Genomic DNA, 17,522 nt, shown 5'->3' with positions numbered 1-17,522 from the left:
CGAGGAGCCGCCTGATGTCCGATTTCGTACCCGGACTCGAGGGAGTCGTCGCGTTCGAGACGGAGATCGCCGAACCGGACAAGGAGGGCGGTGCCCTGCGCTACCGGGGCGTCGACATCGAGGATCTGGTGGGGCACGTCTCGTTCGGGAACGTGTGGGGGCTGCTGGTCGACGGTGCCTTCAATCCCGGTCTGCCGCCTGCGGAGCCGTTCCCGATCCCGGTGCACTCCGGGGACATCCGGGTGGACGTGCAGTCGGCGCTGGCCATGCTGGCGCCGGTGTGGGGGCTGAAGCCGCTGCTGGACATCGATGAGCGGCGGGCCCGGGACGACCTGGCGCGGGCGGCCGTCATGGCGCTGTCGTACGTCGCCCAGTCCGCGCGGGGGCAGATGCTGCCGATGGTGCCGCAGCGGGAGATCGACAAGGCGAAGTCGGTGGTGGAGCGGTTCATGATCCGCTGGCGGGGTGAGCCTGATCCCCGGCATGTCGCGGCCGTGGACGCGTACTGGACGTCCGCCGCCGAGCACGGGATGAACGCGTCGACGTTCACGGCGCGGGTGATCGCGTCGACGGGTGCGGATGTCGCCGCGGCGCTGTCCGGGGCGGTCGGGGCGATGTCCGGGCCGCTGCACGGGGGTGCGCCGTCGCGGGTGCTCGGGATGATCGAGGAGATCGAGCGGACGGGGGACGCGGAGGCGTATGTCCGACAGGCCCTGGACCGGGGTGAGCGGCTGATGGGGTTCGGGCACCGGGTGTACCGGGCGGAGGATCCGCGGGCGCGGGTGCTGCGGCGTACGGCGCGGGAGCTGGGGGCTCCGCGGTTCGAGGTCGCGGAGGCGCTGGAGAAGGCGGCGCTGGAGGAGCTGCACAACCGGCGGCCGGACCGGGTGCTGGCCACGAACGTGGAGTTCTGGGCGGCGATCATGCTGGACTTCGCCGAGGTTCCGGCGAACATGTTCACCTCGATGTTCACGTGCGCCCGTACGGCGGGGTGGTCGGCGCACATTCTGGAGCAGAAGCGAACCGGTCGTCTGGTGCGGCCTTCCGCTCGGTATGTGGGGCCGGGGCCGCGGCGGCCGGAGGACATCGAGGGGTACGGGGAGATCGCCCGCTGAGAAGGGGCGGCTCAGGGGCGCGGACGGCTGCGGGCCGATGGTGGCCGGTCGCGCCCGCCCGCGGTCGGAGCCGCCTGTCGGTACCGCTTCGCGCCCCTGAGACGCCTCCGCTGAGACGCGCCCGGCTGGGACGCGCCCCGTCGGGGCGGCTTCTCACGCGGGCGCCAGCAGCTGGGCGTGGTGCCTTTCCGCCACCAGCGGGTGGGCCCTGAGCTTGCCCTTGAGTTCGTTGTAGCCGTACTCGGCGTACAGGGGGTTCGTCGGGTCCGTCGTGATGCCGGGGGCCTTCGACGCGTGCGGGAAGGGCAGCGGCTCGACCCGCGCGTCCAGGCGGGGGTTGTAGAAGAACGGCACGGAGAAGCGTTCGGTGGCCCCGGGAGGGCTGACCACACGGTGGTTGGTGGCCAGCAGGTAGCCGTTGGTGGCGACCTCCAGGAGTTCGCCGAGGTTGACGACGAAGGCGCCGTCGATGGGCGGGACGTCGTGGAAGCGGCCGTCCTCGCGCTGGACCTGGAGGCCGCCGACGGTGTCCTGGAGGAGCAGGGTCAGGAAGCCGTAGTCCTTGTGGGCGCCCACGCCCTGGTCGGTGCCGTCGCCCGCGCTGCCGGGGTAGCGGACGAGCTTGAGGTGGGGGTGGGCGCGGTCGCCGAAGACGGGGTCGTAGAAGTCGGCGGGAGCGCCTATCGCGGTGAGGAGTTCACGCAGGAGGCGTTCGGCGACCCCGCTGAGCTTGTCGATCCAGGCGAGGGCCGCGGTGCGCAGCTCGGGGAGGGCGGCGGGCCACTGGTTGGGGCCCTGCAGCCACCAGTACGCGGGTTCGCCGGCGGCGGGGACGCGGGCGGGGCGTTCGGCGCCTATGTCGAGCTGGTCGCGCCAGTCGCGGGCACCGGCGGTGCGTTCGTCGCCGGTGCGGGTGTAGCCGCGGAAATGGGGCGAGTTGACGTTGTCGAGGGCGAGCCGGTCGGCCTCGGGGAGGGTGAAGAAGGCGCGCATGGCGGTGAGCAGCGCGTCGGTCTCGGCCGGGGTGACGCCGTGTCCGACGAGCTGGAAGAAACCGACGTCGTGTGCGGCGCTGTGCAGTTGGGCGTGGAGCAGTGCGCGGGCCTGGGGGCCGTGTTCGGCCGCCGAGAGGTCGATGATGGGGAGCTGGTCGTACGACGAGGTCGTCGTCGCGGTGTGCGTCGTCATGGATGCGTCCACAGGGGTGTGTGGGCCACGGGCAGGCCGCCGAGGGTAGGGCGGCGCCCAGGATGCCGTAAGAAGAGGGAGAAAAAGGGGGCTGAATCAGGCCGAATGGCGACAGCCCATGCTCGTGACGCGCACGTAGTCCACGTGGCGGCGTCGAACGAGCATCGGAAGCATGCGGCAAGGGTACTGCTCGCCGCCGGATAGGGGTGTGGCCCACCTCACGCTCGGAGCGTGCGCCCTCGGTGGTTCGGAAGGTCCCTGTGGCCGGGGCCGGGCCCCGGTGGCCGCTCAGCCCAGGGCGTGGTCGAGCAGCTCGGCCCACTGGGCGACGACGCGGTCCCGGCGGGCGGTGTCGTCGGTGAGGAGGTTGGCGAGGCCGAGGCCGCGGGCCATGTCGAGCAGGCCCTGGACGCTCTCGCGGACGCCGGGGCGGGACTCGTCGGCGCCGAGGAGGTCGACGGCGATGCGGTGGGTCTCGCGGCCGACGCGGGCCTCCAGCTCGGTCACGCGTGAGCGCAGCTGGTCCTCGTTGGAGGCGGCGACCCACAGGTGCAGGGCGGCGCGGAAGAGGGGGCCGGTGTAGAGGTCGACGAGGGCGGCGACGACGGCGCGGCGGTCGGCGGGGCCGCCCGGGAAGAGCGCCCGCAGGGCGGTGGAGCGTTCCTCGGCGACGTACTCGACGGCGGCCGTGAAGAGGTCCTCGCGGGTCGGGAAGTGGTGCTGGGCGGCGCCGCGGGAGACACCGGCGCGTTCGGCGACGACGGAGACGGTGGAGCCCGCCCAGCCGTGTTCGGCCAGGCAGGCCACGGCGGCCTCCAGGAGCCGCTGCCGGGTGGCCCGGCTGCGGTCCTGCTTGGGTACGCGGTCGCGTTCCACCGTTGCGCTCATGTGGTCACACCACCCATGCCGCATCCCGTCTTTCCAGGAAGGCCGTCATCCCCTCCCGGGCCTGGGCGGTGGAGAACAGCCGGGCCGAGAGCGCGGTCAGCTCCGCCGCGTCCCGGTCGAACGTTTCCAGCACCCTAGCCGTGAGCAGCTGTTTCGTCTCGTCCAGGGCCTCGGGGGAGGAGCGGCGCAGGCCGTCCAGTACGGGTGCGAGGGCTTCGTCCACGTCGTCGCCGGTGACGGTGAGCAGGCCGAGGCGTACGGCTTCGGCGGGGTCGAAGCGTTCGCCGGTGAGGTAGTAGCGGGCCAGTGCGCGGGGGTCGGTGCGCGGGATGACCGGCAGGGAGATCACCGCGGGGGCCACGCCGATGCGGACCTCGGTGAAGGCGAAGGTGGCCCGGGGGCCGGCGGCGGCGATGTCGCAGGCCGCCAGGAGGCCGAGGCCGCCGGCGCGGACGTGTCCGGTGACCCGGGCGACGACGGGCCTGGGCAGTTCGACGATCTGCCGGAGCAGGGCGAGCAGGGCGTCGGGGTGGGGTGGGTCGCGCAGGTCGGCGCCGGCGCAGAAGGTGGTGCCGGTGTGGGTGAGGACGACGGCCCGGACCTCGGGGTCCCCGGCGCAGTCGGTGAGGGCGCCCGCGAGGTCGCGCACGAGGTCCGCCGAGAGCGCGTTGCGGGTGTCGGTGGCGTCCAGGCTGAGGGTTTCGACGGCACGGGCGCGCGTGCGGCCGATCAGTGCGGTCACGGGTGCTCCCTGAGCTGTCGGCGCAGGATCTTTCCGGAGGCGGCGCGGGGCACGGTGTCGACGAAGGTGACCCGGCGGACCCGCTTGTAGGGGGCGACGCGTTCGGCGACGTGCAGCATGATCTCGTTCTCGGTCAGGTCCGGGGCGGTGCCGGCGCGGACGACGAAGGCGTGCGGGATCTCGTTGCCGTCGTCGTTGCGGGAGCCGATGACGGCGGCGTCGGCGATGCCGGGGTGGGTGAGCAGCAGGGCCTCCAGTTCGGCGGGGGCCACCTGGAAGCCCTTGTACTTGATGAGTTCCTTCACCCGGTCCACGACGAACAGCCAGCCGTCGGCGTCGATGTGGCCGACGTCCCCGGTGTGCAGCCAGCCGTCGGCGTCGATCATCGCGGCGGTGGCGTCGGGACGGCCGAGGTAGCCCTTCATCACCTGGGGGCCGCGGATCAGGATCTCGCCGGGTTCGCCGGTGCCGAGGTCCTTGCCGGGGTCGCCGAGGGAGACGATCCGCATCTCGGTGCCGGCGATGAGCCTGCCGACGGTGCCGGCGGGGGCGTCGTGCAGGCGGTCGAGGGGGACGACGTGGGTGCCGGGTGACAGTTCCGTCATGCCGTAGGCCTGGCCGATGGGGGGCAGGCCGAGGCGGTCGGAGCAGGCACGGGCGAGGGCGGCGTCGAGCGGGGCGGCGGCGCTCATGACGTACGTCAGTGAGGAGAGGTCGTAGCGGGTGACCGCCGGGTGCTTGGCGAGGGCGAGGACGATCGGCGGGGCGACGTACAGGCCGGTGATGCGGTGTTTCTCGATCGCGGCGAGGAAGGTCTCCAGGTCGAAGCGAGGGAGTACGACGACCGTGGCGCCCTTCCTCAGGGGGGCGTTCATCAGGGCGGTGAGGCCGTAGATGTGGAAGAACGGCAGCACGGCGAGGATGCGTTCGTCCGGTCCGGTGGGGACGGCGGACTCCAGCTGGGCCAGGTTGGTGGCGATCTGCCGGTGGGTGAGCATCACGCCCTTGGGGAGGCCGGTGGTGCCGGAGGAGTAGGGCAGCGCGGCGATGTCCTCGTCCGGGTCGATGGCGGGGTGCGGCTCGGGGGCGGTGGTGGCGAGCATGTCGGCCAGGGAGCGGTGCCCGGGCGCGCTGTCGCACACGAAGATCTCCCGTACGCCGCCCGCGAGTTCGGCGGCGCGGCGGGCCGTCTCCAGCAGGGGGGAGACGGTGATGATCCAGCGGGCGCCGCTGTCGCCGAGCTGCCCCGCGAACTCCTCGGGTGTGGCGAGCGGGTGCACGGTGGTGACGGACGCGCCCGCGCGGGTGGCCCCGTAGAAGGCGGTCGGGAAGGCGATGCTGTTGGGGCTGTGCAGGGCGAGGACGTCGCCCTTGCGGACGCCCGCGTCGGCGAGGGAGGCGGCGAGGCGCCGGTGGAACCGGTTCACCTGCGCGTACGAGAGGGTGGTGCCGTCCGTGCCGTCGATGAGGGCGGGGCGCTCGCCGAAGTCGGCGGCGTGGCCCAGGACGGCGTCGTGGATGGGCAGTGCTACGGGCGGAACGTCTGCGTACTCGCTGCGGAACACGGTTCCTCCAGGACGGTCTGCGGCTCGCCTAGTACGACTTGGGCAGGCCCAGGGTCTGATGGGAGACGTAGTTGAGAATCATCTCCCGGCTCACCGGGGCGATACGAGCCACGCGTGCGGCCGTTATCAACGAGGCGAGTCCGAATTCCCGGGTGAGGCCGTTGCCGCCGAGGGTGTGCACGGCCTGGTCGACGGCCTTCACACAGGCCTCCCCGGCCGCGTACTTGGCCATGTTGGCGGCTTCGCCCGCGCCGGTGTCGTCGCCGGCGTCGTAGAGGTGGGCCGCCTTCTGCGTCATCAGCCGGGCCAGTTCCAGGTCGATGTGCGCCTGCGCCAGGGGGTGGGCGATGGCCTGGTGGGCTCCGATGGGTGTCTTCCAGACGCTGCGGTCGCGGGCGTACTCGACGGCCTTGGCGAGTGCGTAGCGGCCCATCCCGATGGCGAAGGCCGCCGTCATGATGCGCTCGGGGTTGAGGCCGGCGAACAGCTGCAGCAGGCCTGCGTCCTCGTCGCCGACGAGGGCGTCGGAGGGCAGCCGTACGTCGTCCAGGACCAGCTCGAACTGCTTCTCGGCGGCGCTCAGTTCCATGTCGATCGGGTGCCTGTGGAAGCCCTCGGCGTCGGTCGGGACGATGAACAGGCAGGGCTTGAGGCGTCCGGTGCGCGCGTCCTCCGTGCGGCCGACGATGAGGACGGCGTCCGCGATGTCGACACCGGAGATGAAGACCTTGCGCCCGGTCAGGAGCCAGTCGGTGCCGTCGCGGCGGGCCGTGGTGGTGATGCGGTGGCTGTTGGAGCCGGCGTCGGGTTCGGTGATGCCGAAGGCCATGAGGCGGGTGCCGTCGGCGATACCGGGGAGCCACTGCCGCTTCTGGGCGTCCGTGCCGAAGCGGGCGATCACGGTGCCGCAGATGGCCGGTGAGACCACCAGCATGAGGAGGGGGGAGCCTGCGGCGCCCAACTCTTCCAGCACGATGGAGAGTTCGGTGATGCCACCGCCGCCTCCGCCGTACTCCTCCGGGAGGCTGACGCCCAGGTAGCCGAATTTGCCCGCCTCGGACCAGAGTTCGGTGGGGGGTTTGCCCGCGGCGACGGTCTGTACGAGGTAGTCGCGGCCGTAACGTCGGCCCAGGGCCGACACCGCGGACCGCAGGGCTGTGTGTTCTTCGGATTCGATGTGCGTGGTCATGCGAGTCCTCCGAGTGCGGCGAGTGGGTGGTCGCTCGCGCGGTTCCCCGCGCCCCTTCAGGCGGGTTGCACCACTGCCAGCAACAGGCCGGGCTCCACCTGCTGCCCGGGTCTGGCGTGCAGGGCGCTGAGCGTGCCGGTGACCGGCGCGGTGATCTGGTGCTGCATCTTCATCGCCTCCAGCCATATGAGTCCCTGGCCGGCCTGCACCGTCGCCCCTTCCGCCAGGCCCTCGGCGACGCGTACGACCGTGCCCGGCATGGGGGCGAGCAGGGAGCCCGGTGCGAGCTGGGCGGTGGGGTCGGGGAAGCGGGGCAGGGCGGTCAGGCGGGTGCCGTTGACGTACACCTCGTCGCCGTAGGCGCACACCTCGAACCGGCGCTCCACACCGCCGGCTTCGAGGACGACCAGGCCCTGCCCGGCGTGCACGACCCGCACCCCGTCCGCCGCGAGCCCCTGTCTGCCGTGGCGGTAGCGGACCTCGTGCTCCTCGCCCGCCATCTCGTACCGCTTGACCTGCGGCTGCGAGGGCACGTTGCGCCAGCCGCCGAAGCGGGAGCGGCCGTGGGCGTCGGCGAGGGCGGCGGCCAGGGGGGCGTACGGGTCCGGGGCGGGCTCGGTGAGTCCGGTGAGGTGGCGGTCGTAGAAGCCGGTGTCGGCGCGGCCGCCGGTGAACTCCTCGTGGCGCAGCGAGCGCACCAGCAGGTCCCGGTTGGTGACCGGGCCGTGGATCACCGTGCGCTCCAGTGCGCCGGCGAGCCGGCGGATCGCCTCCGCGCGGGTGGGGGCGTGGGCTACGACCTTGGCCAGCATGGGGTCGTAGTGGACGCCGATGGTGTCGCCGTCGGTGTAGCCGGTGTCCAGGCGGACGCCGGCCGGTACGGCGAGGCGGTGCAGGGTGCCGGTCTGCGGGGCCCAGTCGCGGGCGGGGTCCTCGGCGTACAGGCGGGCCTCGATGGCGTGGCCACGCGCGCGTGGCGGGTCCTTTTCGAGGGCGTGGCCCTCGGCGACGCGGATCTGTTCCGCCACCAGGTCGACGCCGAACACCTCCTCCGTCACCGGGTGTTCGACCTGGAGGCGGGTGTTCATCTCCAGGAAGTGGGCGCGTCCGCCGGCGACCAGGAACTCGACGGTGCCGGCGCCGACGTAGGCGACGGCGCAGGCGGCCTGCACGGCCAGCGCGTACAGGTCCTCGGTGAGCGCCTCGGAGAGGCCGGGCGCCGGGGCCTCCTCGATGACCTTCTGGTGGCGGCGCTGGAGGGAGCAGTCGCGGGTGCCGAGCGGCCAGACCGTGCCGTGGGTGTCGGCGAGGATCTGCACCTCGACGTGGCGGCCGTGCTCCAGGTACGGCTCCACGAAGACCTCGCCGTCCCCGAAGGCGCTCGCGGCCTCGGCGCGTGCGCCCTCCAGGGCGGCGCCCAGCTCGTCCAGGCGGCGCACGATCCGCATCCCGCGTCCCCCGCCGCCGGCGGCCGCCTTGACCAGCACCGGCAGGTCGGTCTCGGCGATGTCGGCTTCGGCGAGGGAGGCGATGCCCATCAGCTCCTTCGCGCGGGTCTTGGACGCCATCGCCTCGATCGCCTCCGGAGGGGGGCCGATCCAGGTCAGTCCGGCGTCGAGGACGGCGCGGGCGAAGCCGGCGTTCTCGGAGAGGAAGCCGTAGCCGGGGTGCACGGCGTCGGCCCCGGCGGCCAGGGCCGCCTTCACGATCAGGTCGCCGCGCAGATACGTCTCGGCGGGCGCCGCGCCCGGCAGCCGTACGGCGGTGTCGGCCACACGCGTGTGCAGTGCGTGCGCGTCGGCGTCCGAGTGCACGGCGACCGTCCGGATGCCCATGTCGCGGCAGCTGCGGAAGATCCGGCAGGCGATCTCGCCCCGGTTGGCGACGAGCAGAGTCGAAATCACGTGGTCCCTCACATCCGGAAGACGCCGAAGCCACCGCGCGCGCCCTCGTAGGGCGCGGTGTGCACGGCGGACAGGCACAGGCCGAGGACGGTGCGGGTGTCGCGCGGGTCGATGACACCGTCGTCGTACAGCCGCCCGGACAGGAACATCGGCAGCGACTCGGACTCGATCTGCTGCTCCACCATGGCGCGCAGGGCGGCGTCCGCGTCCTCGTCGTACGGCTGCCCCTTCGCCTCGGCCGACTGGCGGGCGACGATCGACAGCACGCCGGCGAGCTGCTGCGGGCCCATGACGGCGGACTTGGCGCTGGGCCAGGCGAACAGGAACCGGGGGTCGTACGCCCGTCCGCACATGCCGTAGTGCCCCGCGCCGTACGACGCCCCCATGAGCACGGACAGGTGCGGGACCTTGCTGTTGCTCACCGCGTTGATCATCATCGCGCCGTGTTTGATGATCCCGCCCTGCTCGTACTCCTTGCCGACCATGTAGCCGGTGGTGTTGTGCAGGAAGAGCAGGGGGATGTCGCGCTGGTTGGCGAGCTGGATGAACTGGGCGGCCTTCTGCGACTCGGCGCTGAACAGGACACCCTGGGCGTTGGCCAGGATCCCGACCGGGTAGCCGTGCAGGCTCGCCCACCCGGTCACCAGGCTCGTGCCGTACAGCGGCTTGAACTCGTCGAAGTCGGAGGCGTCCACGATCCGGGCGATGACCTCGCGCGGGTCGAAGGGCGTCCTGAGGTCACCGGGGACGATGCCCAGCAGCTCCTCCGGGTCGTACCGGGGCGGCTCCGCGGGTCCGGGGTCCGGGTACGCCTTGCGGTGGTTGAGGCGGGCGACCACCCGGCGGGCCCGGCGCAGCGCGTCCGGCTCGTCGACGGCGAAGTGGTCGGCGAGGCCGGACACGCGCGCGTGCATCTCGGCGCCGCCGAGGGACTCGTCGTCGCTCTCCTCGCCGGTGGCCATCTTCACCAGCGGCGGCCCGCCGAGGAAGACCTTCGCCCGCTCCTTGACCATGATCACGTGGTCGGACATGCCGGGGACGTAGGCGCCCCCGGCCGTGGAGTTGCCGAAGACGACCGCGATCGTGGGGATCCCGGCCGCCGACAGCCGGGTGAGGTCGCGGAAGATCGCGCCGCCGGGAATGAAGATCTCCTTCTGCGACGGCAGGTCCGCACCGCCCGACTCCACCAGGCTGATGCAGGGCAGCCGGTTGGCGAGGGCGATGTCGTTGGCGCGCAGGGCCTTCTTCAGGCTCCACGGGTTGCTCGCGCCGCCGCGCACGGTCGGGTCGTTGGCGGTGATCAGGCACTCCACGCCCTCCACCACCCCGATGCCGGTGACCAGGGAGGCGCCGACGGTGTAGTCGCTGCCCCAGGCGGCGAGCGGGGACAGCTCCAGGAACGGGGTGTCGGGGTCGAGGAGCAGTTCGATGCGTTCGCGGGCGAGCAGCTTGCCGCGCCCCCGGTGCCGGGCGACGTACTTCTCGCCGCCGCCCGCGAGCGCCCTGGCGTGCTCGGCGTCGAGGTCGGCGAGCTTGGCGAGCATGGCCTCGCGGTGGGCCCGGTGGTCGGGGCCGGCGGGGTCCAGGGCTGTCTTGAGAACCGTCACAGGAGGGTCTCCGGGATGTCCAGGTGGCGGGAGCGCAGCCATTCGCCGAGGGCCTTGGCCTGCGGGTCGAAGCGGTGGCGGGCGGCGACACCCGCGCCGAGGATGCCCTCGACGACGAAGTTGACCGCGCGGAGGTTCGGCAGCACGTGCCGGGTGACGGGCAGGTCGCGGCTCTCGGGGATCAGTTGCCGGAACCTTTCGGCGGTCAGCTCGTGCGCGAGCCACCGCCAGGCGTCGTCGGTGCGGGCCCAGACGCCGACGTTGGCGTTCCCGCCCTTGTCGCCGCTGCGGGCGCCGGCGACCAGGCCGAGCGGCGCACGCCGGGTCGGACCGGCCGGCAGCGGCGCGGGCAGGGGTGGGGTCGGTACGTCGCTCAGCGGCCGGGTGTCCCGGGGCGGCGGCACGGGAACACGGCGTCCGTCGGGGAGAACGGCCGTATGGTCTACGGCGCCGTGGGCGACGGCCACATCCTCGAAGACCCCATACGGGGTGCCCTTCTCGGGTGGGGACAGCACATGGAAGCCGGGGTAGCTGGCCAGCGCCAGCTCCACGGCGGCCCCGGTCAGCGCCCGCCCGACGACCCGCTCGTCCGGATCCCGTACGACGAGCCGCAGCAGGGCGCTCGCCGTCTCCTCGGTGCCGGCGTCCGCCCGGTCGGTGCGGACCAGCTCCCAACGGGCCTCGGCCGGAGGGGACTTGGCGAGCGCGTCGGTGAGCTGCTCGCGCACCAGGTCCGCCTTGGCCTCGATGTCGAGTCCGGTGAGGACGAAGGTGACCTCGTTGCGGAAGCCGCCGAGCCGGTTGAGCCCGGCCTTGAGCGTCGGCGGCGGCGCCTCCCCGCGCACGCCCTCGATCCGCACCCGGTCCGGGCCGTCCTGGCTCAGCCGGGCGGTGTCCAGCCGGGCGGTGACATCGGGCCCGGCGTACCGGCCGCCCCCGGTCTCGTACAGCAGCTGGGCGGTGACCGTGCCGACGTCGACCAGGCCGCCGGTGCCGGGGTGCTTGGTGATGACGCTGCTGCCGTCGGCGTGGATCTCGGCGAGCGGGAAGCCGGGCCGGCGTACGTCCCCCTCCCGGAAGAACGCGTAGTTTCCGCCGGTGGCCTGCGTCCCGCACTCCAGCACGTGCCCGGCGGCGACGGCGCCCGCGAGCCGGTCGTACTCCCCCGGCCGCCAGCCGAAGTGGGCGGCGGCGGGCCCGGTGACGAGGGCCGCGTCGGTCACCCGCCCGGTGACGACGATGTCCGCGCCGGCCCGCAGGCACTCGGCGATGCCGAAACCGCCGAGGTAGGCGTGGGCGGCGAGGGCGCCGGGGTGGCGGGCGGTCAGGCCGTCGCCCTCGACGTGCGCGACGGCGGCCGGGACGCCGAGCCGGCCGGCCAGCTCCCGGGTCGCCTCGGCGAGTCCGGCCGGGTTGAGGCCGCCCGCGTTGACGACGATCTTCACCCCGCGCTCCCGGGCGAGGCCGAGGCAGTCCTCCAGCTGGCGCAGGAAGGTGCGGGCGTATCCGGCGGACGGGTCCTTCAGCCGGTCGCGGGCGAGGATCAGCATGGTGAGTTCGGCGAGGTAGTCGCCGGTGAGGACGTCCACCTCGCCGCCGGTGAGCATCTCGCGCAGGGCGGCCGCGCGGTCGCCGTAGAAGCCGGAGAAGTTGCCGACGCGCAGCACGGTCACTCCGGAGCCCCCTTCGGCGGACGGCCGGTGCCGGGCGGGCCCGCGAAGGCCTGCGCGATGTCCAGCCAGCGGTCGGCGTCCGGGCCCACGGCGGTCAGGGCGAGGTCGGTGCGGTGGGCGCGCTGGGTGACGAGGAGGCAGAAGTCGAGGGCGGGGCCGGTGACGCGTTGCGGGGCGTCTTCGGGGCCGTATGCCCACACCTCGCCGGAGGGCGCGGTCAGTTCCACACGGAACTCGTCGGCGGGCGGGGTGAGCCCGTGGACGGTGTGGGCGAAGTCGCGGGTCCGCACCCCGAGCCGGGCCACATGCCTGAGCCGATCGCCGGGTGGGCGGACCACGCCCAGCGCCTCGGCGATGTCCAGCCCATGGGCCCAGGTCTCCATAAGACGGGCCGTGGCCATCGAGGCGGCCGACATGGGCGGGCCGTACCAGGGGAAACGGGAGCCGGGTGGGGCCGCACGCAGCGCCCGGTCGAGCGCGTCACGCCCTTCCCACCATCCCGCCAGCAGCGCGGCGGGCGCCAGACGGGCGCCTTCCTCCGCGCCCTGGTCCACGAACGAGTCGGGGGCGGTGAGCGCCTTCTCGACCAGCGTCTGGAAGGCTTCCGCATCGGTGACGGCCAGTAGCGCCGAGCGGTCGGTCCAGGCGAGGTGGGCGATCTGGTGGGCGAGGGTCCACCCGGGCGCGGGAGTGGGGAGCGCCCACCGGGCGGGGGTCAACTCGGCGATGAGCCGGTCGAGTTCCTCGCTCTCCGCGCGCAGGTCGTCGATGACGGGCGTCGGGTCGGCCATGAGGGGAGCATGGCAGCGGCGCGAGAAACAATCAAGCGTGCTTGCATGAATTTGCCACCGGCCGCAGGACCGGCTCCACTGCGCCCGCCCGGCGACTACGCCCCGCGAGCGGAGCTCTCTGCCGGACTCGCCGCCCGACTCTCCGCGCTGTTCCCCGCCTGACTCCCCGCCTGGCTCCCCGCCTGGCTCTTCGCCTGGCTCCCTGCGTGGCTCTCCGCGCGGCCTTCCGCATCGCTCGCCGCCTGACTCTTCGACCGGCCGACCTGGGTGCGTACCGCGCCGATGCTTGCCGCGATGACCAGGGCGATCGCGCCCGCCTCCCGCAGGGACAGGGACTGACCGAGGATGAGGAAACCGGCCGTTGCCGCGATCGCCGGTTCGAGACTCATCAGGATGGCGAACGTGGAGGCGGGCAGGCGGCGCAGAGCGAGCAGTTCCAGGGTGTAGGGCAGGACCGAGGACAGCAGGGCCACGGCCGCGCCCAGGGCGATCGTGACGGGGTTCAGCAGACGGGTGCCCGCCGAGGCCACGCCGATCGGGAGGAAGAGAACAGCCGCTACGGCCATGGCGAGGGCCAGACCGTCCGCCTGCGGGAAGCGGCGGCCCGTACGGGCGCTGAAGAGGATATAGATCGCCCACATGGCGCCGGCCCCCAGGGCAAAAGCGACACCTATGGGGTCGAGGGTGTCGAAGCCTCCGCCGCCCAGCAGGAACACACCGAGCAGGGCCAGGCCCGCCCACACGGCGTTGATGGCGCGGCGGGAGGCCAGGACGGACAGGGCCAGCGGGCCGAGGACCTCCAGGGTGACCGCCGGGCCCAGCGGGATACGGGCGACCGCCTCGTAGAAGAGGCCGTTCATCGCGCCCATGGCGATACCGAAGGCGACCACCGTGCCCCAGTCGGTGCGGGAGTGGCCGCGCAGCCGGGGGCGGCAGACCAGGAGGAGGACCAGCGCCGCCGCGAGGAGGCGCAGGGTGACGACGCCGGGCGCACCGGCCCGGGGCATCAGCGTCACCGCGAGGGCGCCACCGAACTGGACCGAGACACCGCCGGCCAGGACGAGGCCCACCGGGCCCAGCGAGCCGAGGCGGCGCGGCCCCTGGACGGGGGCGACCGGGGTCTGCGTGGCGGTGCTGGAGGTGGCGGTCACGGGCGGTCCTGGTGCTTGATCGAGTTCGTTCATCGCGATGTACTACCAGGTCCAGGGTAGTGGACTTCGACAGGAGCGTGAACCCTTCACGGCACTGTCCCGGATGGTGGGATCCCGTCGGCGTCCGGACGCCCCGTCAACTGCCCGGCCAGGCCTGCTCCTCGCGGAAGAGGGGGCGGCCGTCGGGCAGGCACGCCGGCATGCTTCCGTACGGCTCGCAGCCGGGCTGGGCCCAGGTCCCGGCGGGGGCGTACGCCTCGTATCCCGGCCCGTACGGGGACGCGGGGGCCGCCTGCCCGTGCGGGTACGTCGGGGCCGGCTGCCCGTACCCAGGGGCGGACTCCGGCTGCCCGTACCGAGGAACGTGCTCCGATGGCCCGTACCCAGGGGCGGACTCCGACGGCCCGTACCCAGGGGCGGGCTCCGGCTGCCCTGCCTGCTGGTCCTCCCACAGCGGCATGCGCAGTTCACCGGTGTCCGTCACCGCGCTGTTCTGCGAGCGGTGCAGCCGCGCGTACGCCCCGCCCCGGGCGAGCAGTTCGTCATGACGGCCGGTCTCCACGACCCGGCCCCGGTCGACGACGAGGATGCGGTCGGCGTCGGGGGCGAGGTTGAGGTCGTGCGTGATCATGATCGTCGTACGGCCGGCCATCAGGCGGCGCAGGGGCTTGACAACGCGGCGGGCGGCCATCGCGTCCAGGCCGGTCGTGGGCTCGTCCAGGACCAGGACCGGGGCGTCGCGGAGGATGGCGCGGGCGATGGCCAGACGCTGGAGCTGACCGCCGGACAGGCGGGCCGAGTGGGAGTCCACCGGCGTGTCGTAGCCGTCGGGCAACCGGACGATGAAGTCGTGGGCGTCCGCCGCCCTCGCCGCCTCCTCGATGGCCTGGTCGCTGGCGCCGGGCCGGCCGCAGGCGATGTTGGCGCGCACCGTGTCGTGCAGCACCAGGGTCTCCTGGGGGAGCAGGGTGACGTACTCCCGCAGGCGGGCCAGCGGGAGGTCCCGCAGCGGTGTGCCGTCCAGCAGGACGTCGCCCGCGTCCGGGTCGTAGAAGCGCAGCAGCAGCTTGGACACCGTGGACTTGCCGGCGCCGCTCGGGCCGGTGACGATCACCAGCTCGCCGGGGCGCACCGCGAAGGACAGGCCTTCGAGGGCGGTGTCGTCGGCGCCCGGGTAGCGGAAGGTCACGTCCCGGACCTCGACGGTTCCGTCCGGGCGGCCGGTGTCGGCCGGGTGCCGGGGGTCGGTGACCGACGGTCCGGCGTCCAGGATCTCGATGAGCCGCTCGGCGCCCGCCGTGGCGGCGGTGACGGTGAGGCCCAGCTGGGCGAGGCCGCGCAGCGGCGGATAGAGGTAGCCGAGGAACGCGGCGAAGGCGAGGAGCTGACCGAGGGTCATCCGGCCGGTGGAGATCTCCCAGGCGCCGATGCCGATCACGGTGAGCACGCACACCGTCTCGATGACCTGGACGAGCTGCTCGTAGGCCTCGTTCAGGCGGGTGGAGCGGACCGAGGCGCGGAACCAGGCGGTGGCCTCCTCGTGCAGCCGGCGGCGTTCGGCGTCCCGGCGGTCGTAGGCCTGGGTGAGCACGATGGTGCCGAGGGACTCCTCCACGACGGAGGTGATCGCGCCGTCGGCGACCCGGCCCTCGCGGGAGACGTCCTTGATGGAACCGGAGAAGCGGCGGGCGGCCAGCCAGAACAGGGGCGCGAGGACGAAGGTGGCGGCGGCCAGGTCCCAGCGCAGCCAGGACGCGGCGGCCGCGTAGAAGAGGGCGGAGAAGGCCGCCGATGCGGCGCCCACCAGGCCGGACACGACCATCGCCTCGATCGCTTCCACGTCACTGGTCAGCCGGGAGAGCAGATCGCCCTGGCGGTGGCGCTGGAAGAAGTGCGGGGGCAGCTGCTGGACGTGGTCGAAGACGTGCTCGCGCAGCCGCATCACGAACCGCTCGGTCGCCCAGGCGGCGAGGGAGTTGCCGGCGTACGCGACGAGCGCGCCGAGCACCGCGATGCCCAGCCACTTCACCGCCGGGCTCCAGAACGCGGCCGGCGATCCCTTCTGCAGGGCGTGGTCGGTGAGGTCACCGAACAGCAGGACGGCCTCGGTCTCGGCGAGCGCGGCGAGCACCGTGCACAGCCAGACGAGGAGCAGCCATCTTCTGAGCCCCTTCGTCAGCGGCCAGAAACGGCGGAATGCCGTCCGGGCGGGAATGGTGGGGGTCTCGTACTTGAACTCGTCATCCTCGTCGCCCATCGGATTCCCCTTTCGAATCACCATCCCGAACGAAAAAGAAAAGAGGGCCGACGGTGCACCATCGGCCCCCTTTTAATTCACTGCGCGTTCAGCCGGTTCAGCGGTCCTGGCCGGGCAGCGGCTTGGGCAGCGGCTTCGGCGCGTGCTTCTTCTTGGACTTCGGCGGGGGCGGCGGCGGGAGCTGCTTCTTCGACTTCGGGGGCAGCGGGGCCAGCTTCCTGAGGCTCATTCCGACTCCTAACTTCGCACTGTACGTGTGGTGCTGAATTCCGCGTCCGGAACCCGACACCGAAGAACTTACACACCGCTTGGGAGTCGGAACGGCAAAATTGGCAAAGGGGGGCTGTGAGTACCTTGGAATACCTTTGCGGTTCCTGAGAGACCCGCTCGAAGCTGAGAATTCCCTTACGAACCCCTGCGAACCTGGGAGCAGCCTTATGAGCTCCCCGCCTTCGGCCCCCACGCGGCCAGCACCTCCGTGTCCGTCGCGCGGGCGTGGAGGTGGTAGTCCGCCCACGCGGCGATGTCCGGGTAGGCGCACGCGGCGGTGAGCCGGGCGACGGCCGCCGGGATGTCGTACGACGTCACACGCAGGTCGGTGCCGGGGCCGAGGAGGCACCAGTGGGCGCCGGGGCGGCCGTAGGGCATGCCGACGCTGCCCGGGTTGACGACCAGGCGGCCGTGGGCCAGGCGGACGTAGGGCATGTGGGTGTGGCCGCAGACGACCGTGCCGATGCCGGACGCCAGGCCGCCGAGGATCTCCGACCAGCGGGCCGGCCGGGAGTCCACCAGGACCAGTTCCTCGTCGTCGCGCGGGGTGGCATGGCAGAACAGGACCGTGCCGAGACCGCGGACGCGCAAGGTGAGGGTCTTCGGGAGGGCCTCCAGGAAACCGACCTGGTCGTCACGGAGCGCCTGGGCCGCGAAGGGGCCGATGGGGTCGGGGATCTCCGTGCGCTGCCCGCGCCGGTACTCCACGAGCTCCCGGTCGGCGTTCCCCGCGAGCCACAGCACCCGGTCGCCCTGCTCCCGCAGCAGGTCCAGTACCTCCACCGGCTGGGGCCCCGCCGCGATGTCGCCGGTGACGACGATGCGGTCGGCGGCGGCCACCTCCGGCTCGGCGAGGACTGCCTCCAGGGCGGGCAGTACTCCGTGGATGTCGGAGAGGACCGCCAGGCGGGCGTGCTCCACCGCCGGTTCCGCGGTGCTCAGTTCGAGTGCCGTCGGCCGGCACGGACCCACGTCACCACCACGAGCGCCGCGGTGACGAACATGACCACGCTGGCGGTGGCCACGGATTCGACGTACGGCTCGTATCCGTCCGTGCGGAGCTGGACCGCGAGGAATGCGAGAGCCGTGCCGAGCGCCGCGATCGCGGCGGAGAGAGAAGCGAACGGGGCCTTCGTCATGGGGAGTTCCTCCGAGATGCGAGACGACTGGTCCCTTCCGAGT

At 72.7% G+C, this 17,522-nt stretch carries 15 protein-coding genes; 1 reads left to right on the top strand and 14 read right to left on the bottom strand.

The features are described from left to right. Positions 1-14 precede the first annotated feature (14 nt). Complete coding sequence (locus tag IO33_RS0126340; RefSeq protein ID WP_031169308.1) at positions 15-1,115, top strand: citrate synthase 2; 1,101 nt, start codon at positions 15-17, stop codon at positions 1,113-1,115. A 153-nt stretch (positions 1,116-1,268) separates the two neighbouring features. Here the strand turns inward: IO33_RS0126340 and IO33_RS0126335 are convergent, their stop codons facing one another. The 14 genes from IO33_RS0126335 to IO33_RS0126270 all read right to left on the bottom strand — a co-directional run bounded on the left by IO33_RS0126335 (position 1,269) and on the right by IO33_RS0126270 (position 17,479). After that, on the bottom strand, positions 1,269-2,303 hold the full coding sequence (locus IO33_RS0126335; RefSeq protein WP_031169307.1) for an isopenicillin N synthase family dioxygenase: 1,035 nt from the start codon (positions 2,301-2,303) through the stop codon (positions 1,269-1,271). A 288-nt stretch (positions 2,304-2,591) separates the two neighbouring features. Next, positions 2,592-3,191 (bottom strand): TetR/AcrR family transcriptional regulator, encoded by a 600-nt coding sequence (locus tag IO33_RS0126330; RefSeq protein ID WP_031169305.1) that lies wholly within the window; start codon positions 3,189-3,191, stop codon positions 2,592-2,594. Between the two features lie 4 nt (positions 3,192-3,195). Then, complete coding sequence (locus IO33_RS0126325) at positions 3,196-3,933, bottom strand: enoyl-CoA hydratase family protein (protein WP_031169304.1); 738 nt, start codon at positions 3,931-3,933, stop codon at positions 3,196-3,198. Beyond that, entirely contained in the window at positions 3,930-5,498 is a 1,569-nt protein-coding gene (locus IO33_RS0126320; RefSeq protein ID WP_031169301.1) for a 4-coumarate--CoA ligase family protein, read from the bottom strand. Before IO33_RS0126320 ends, IO33_RS0126325 begins: the two co-directional genes overlap by 4 nt. Positions 5,499-5,526: 28 nt before the next feature. Further along, positions 5,527-6,687: an acyl-CoA dehydrogenase family protein gene (locus IO33_RS0126315; protein WP_031169300.1), complete on the bottom strand. Its 1,161-nt coding sequence runs from the start codon at positions 6,685-6,687 to the stop codon at positions 5,527-5,529. 56 nt (positions 6,688-6,743) lie between these two features. Next, positions 6,744-8,591, bottom strand: a complete 1,848-nt coding sequence (locus IO33_RS0126310; protein WP_031169298.1) for an acetyl/propionyl/methylcrotonyl-CoA carboxylase subunit alpha — start codon at positions 8,589-8,591, stop codon at positions 6,744-6,746. A gap of 8 nt (positions 8,592-8,599) precedes the next feature. Next, positions 8,600-10,198 carry an acyl-CoA carboxylase subunit beta gene (locus tag IO33_RS0126305; protein WP_031169295.1) on the bottom strand — a complete coding sequence of 533 codons (1,599 nt, stop codon included), beginning with the start codon at positions 10,196-10,198 and terminating at the stop codon, positions 8,600-8,602. After that, positions 10,195-11,871 (bottom strand): acyclic terpene utilization AtuA family protein, encoded by a 1,677-nt coding sequence (locus IO33_RS0126300; RefSeq protein WP_031169293.1) that lies wholly within the window; start codon positions 11,869-11,871, stop codon positions 10,195-10,197. Before IO33_RS0126300 ends, IO33_RS0126305 begins: the two co-directional genes overlap by 4 nt. Then, positions 11,868-12,662: a TIGR03084 family metal-binding protein gene (locus IO33_RS0126295; protein ID WP_031169291.1), complete on the bottom strand. Its 795-nt coding sequence runs from the start codon at positions 12,660-12,662 to the stop codon at positions 11,868-11,870. The genes IO33_RS0126300 and IO33_RS0126295 overlap by 4 nt, the downstream gene beginning before the upstream one ends. 95 nt (positions 12,663-12,757) lie before the next feature. Then, complete coding sequence (locus tag IO33_RS0126290) at positions 12,758-13,813, bottom strand: EamA family transporter (protein ID WP_245235893.1); 1,056 nt, start codon at positions 13,811-13,813, stop codon at positions 12,758-12,760. Between the two features lie 136 nt (positions 13,814-13,949). Next, positions 13,950-16,070, bottom strand: a complete 2,121-nt coding sequence (locus IO33_RS0126285) for an ABC transporter ATP-binding protein (protein ID WP_031169287.1) — start codon at positions 16,068-16,070, stop codon at positions 13,950-13,952. Between the two features lie 97 nt (positions 16,071-16,167). After that, on the bottom strand, positions 16,168-16,299 hold the full coding sequence (locus IO33_RS53590) for a hypothetical protein (RefSeq protein ID WP_280921814.1): 132 nt from the start codon (positions 16,297-16,299) through the stop codon (positions 16,168-16,170). 206 nt (positions 16,300-16,505) lie between these two features. Further along, positions 16,506-17,261, bottom strand: a complete 756-nt coding sequence (locus tag IO33_RS0126275; protein ID WP_031169285.1) for a metallophosphoesterase family protein — start codon at positions 17,259-17,261, stop codon at positions 16,506-16,508. Positions 17,262-17,278: 17 nt separating this feature from the next. Then, positions 17,279-17,479, bottom strand: a complete 201-nt coding sequence (locus IO33_RS0126270; protein WP_031169284.1) for an SCO3870 family protein — start codon at positions 17,477-17,479, stop codon at positions 17,279-17,281. Positions 17,480-17,522: the final 43 nt, after the last annotated feature.

This window comes from Streptomyces durhamensis (assembly GCF_000725475.1).
Lineage (GTDB): Bacteria > Actinomycetota > Actinomycetes > Streptomycetales > Streptomycetaceae > Streptomyces > Streptomyces filipinensis.
This window is presented reverse-complemented; position numbering and strand designations above follow the sequence as displayed.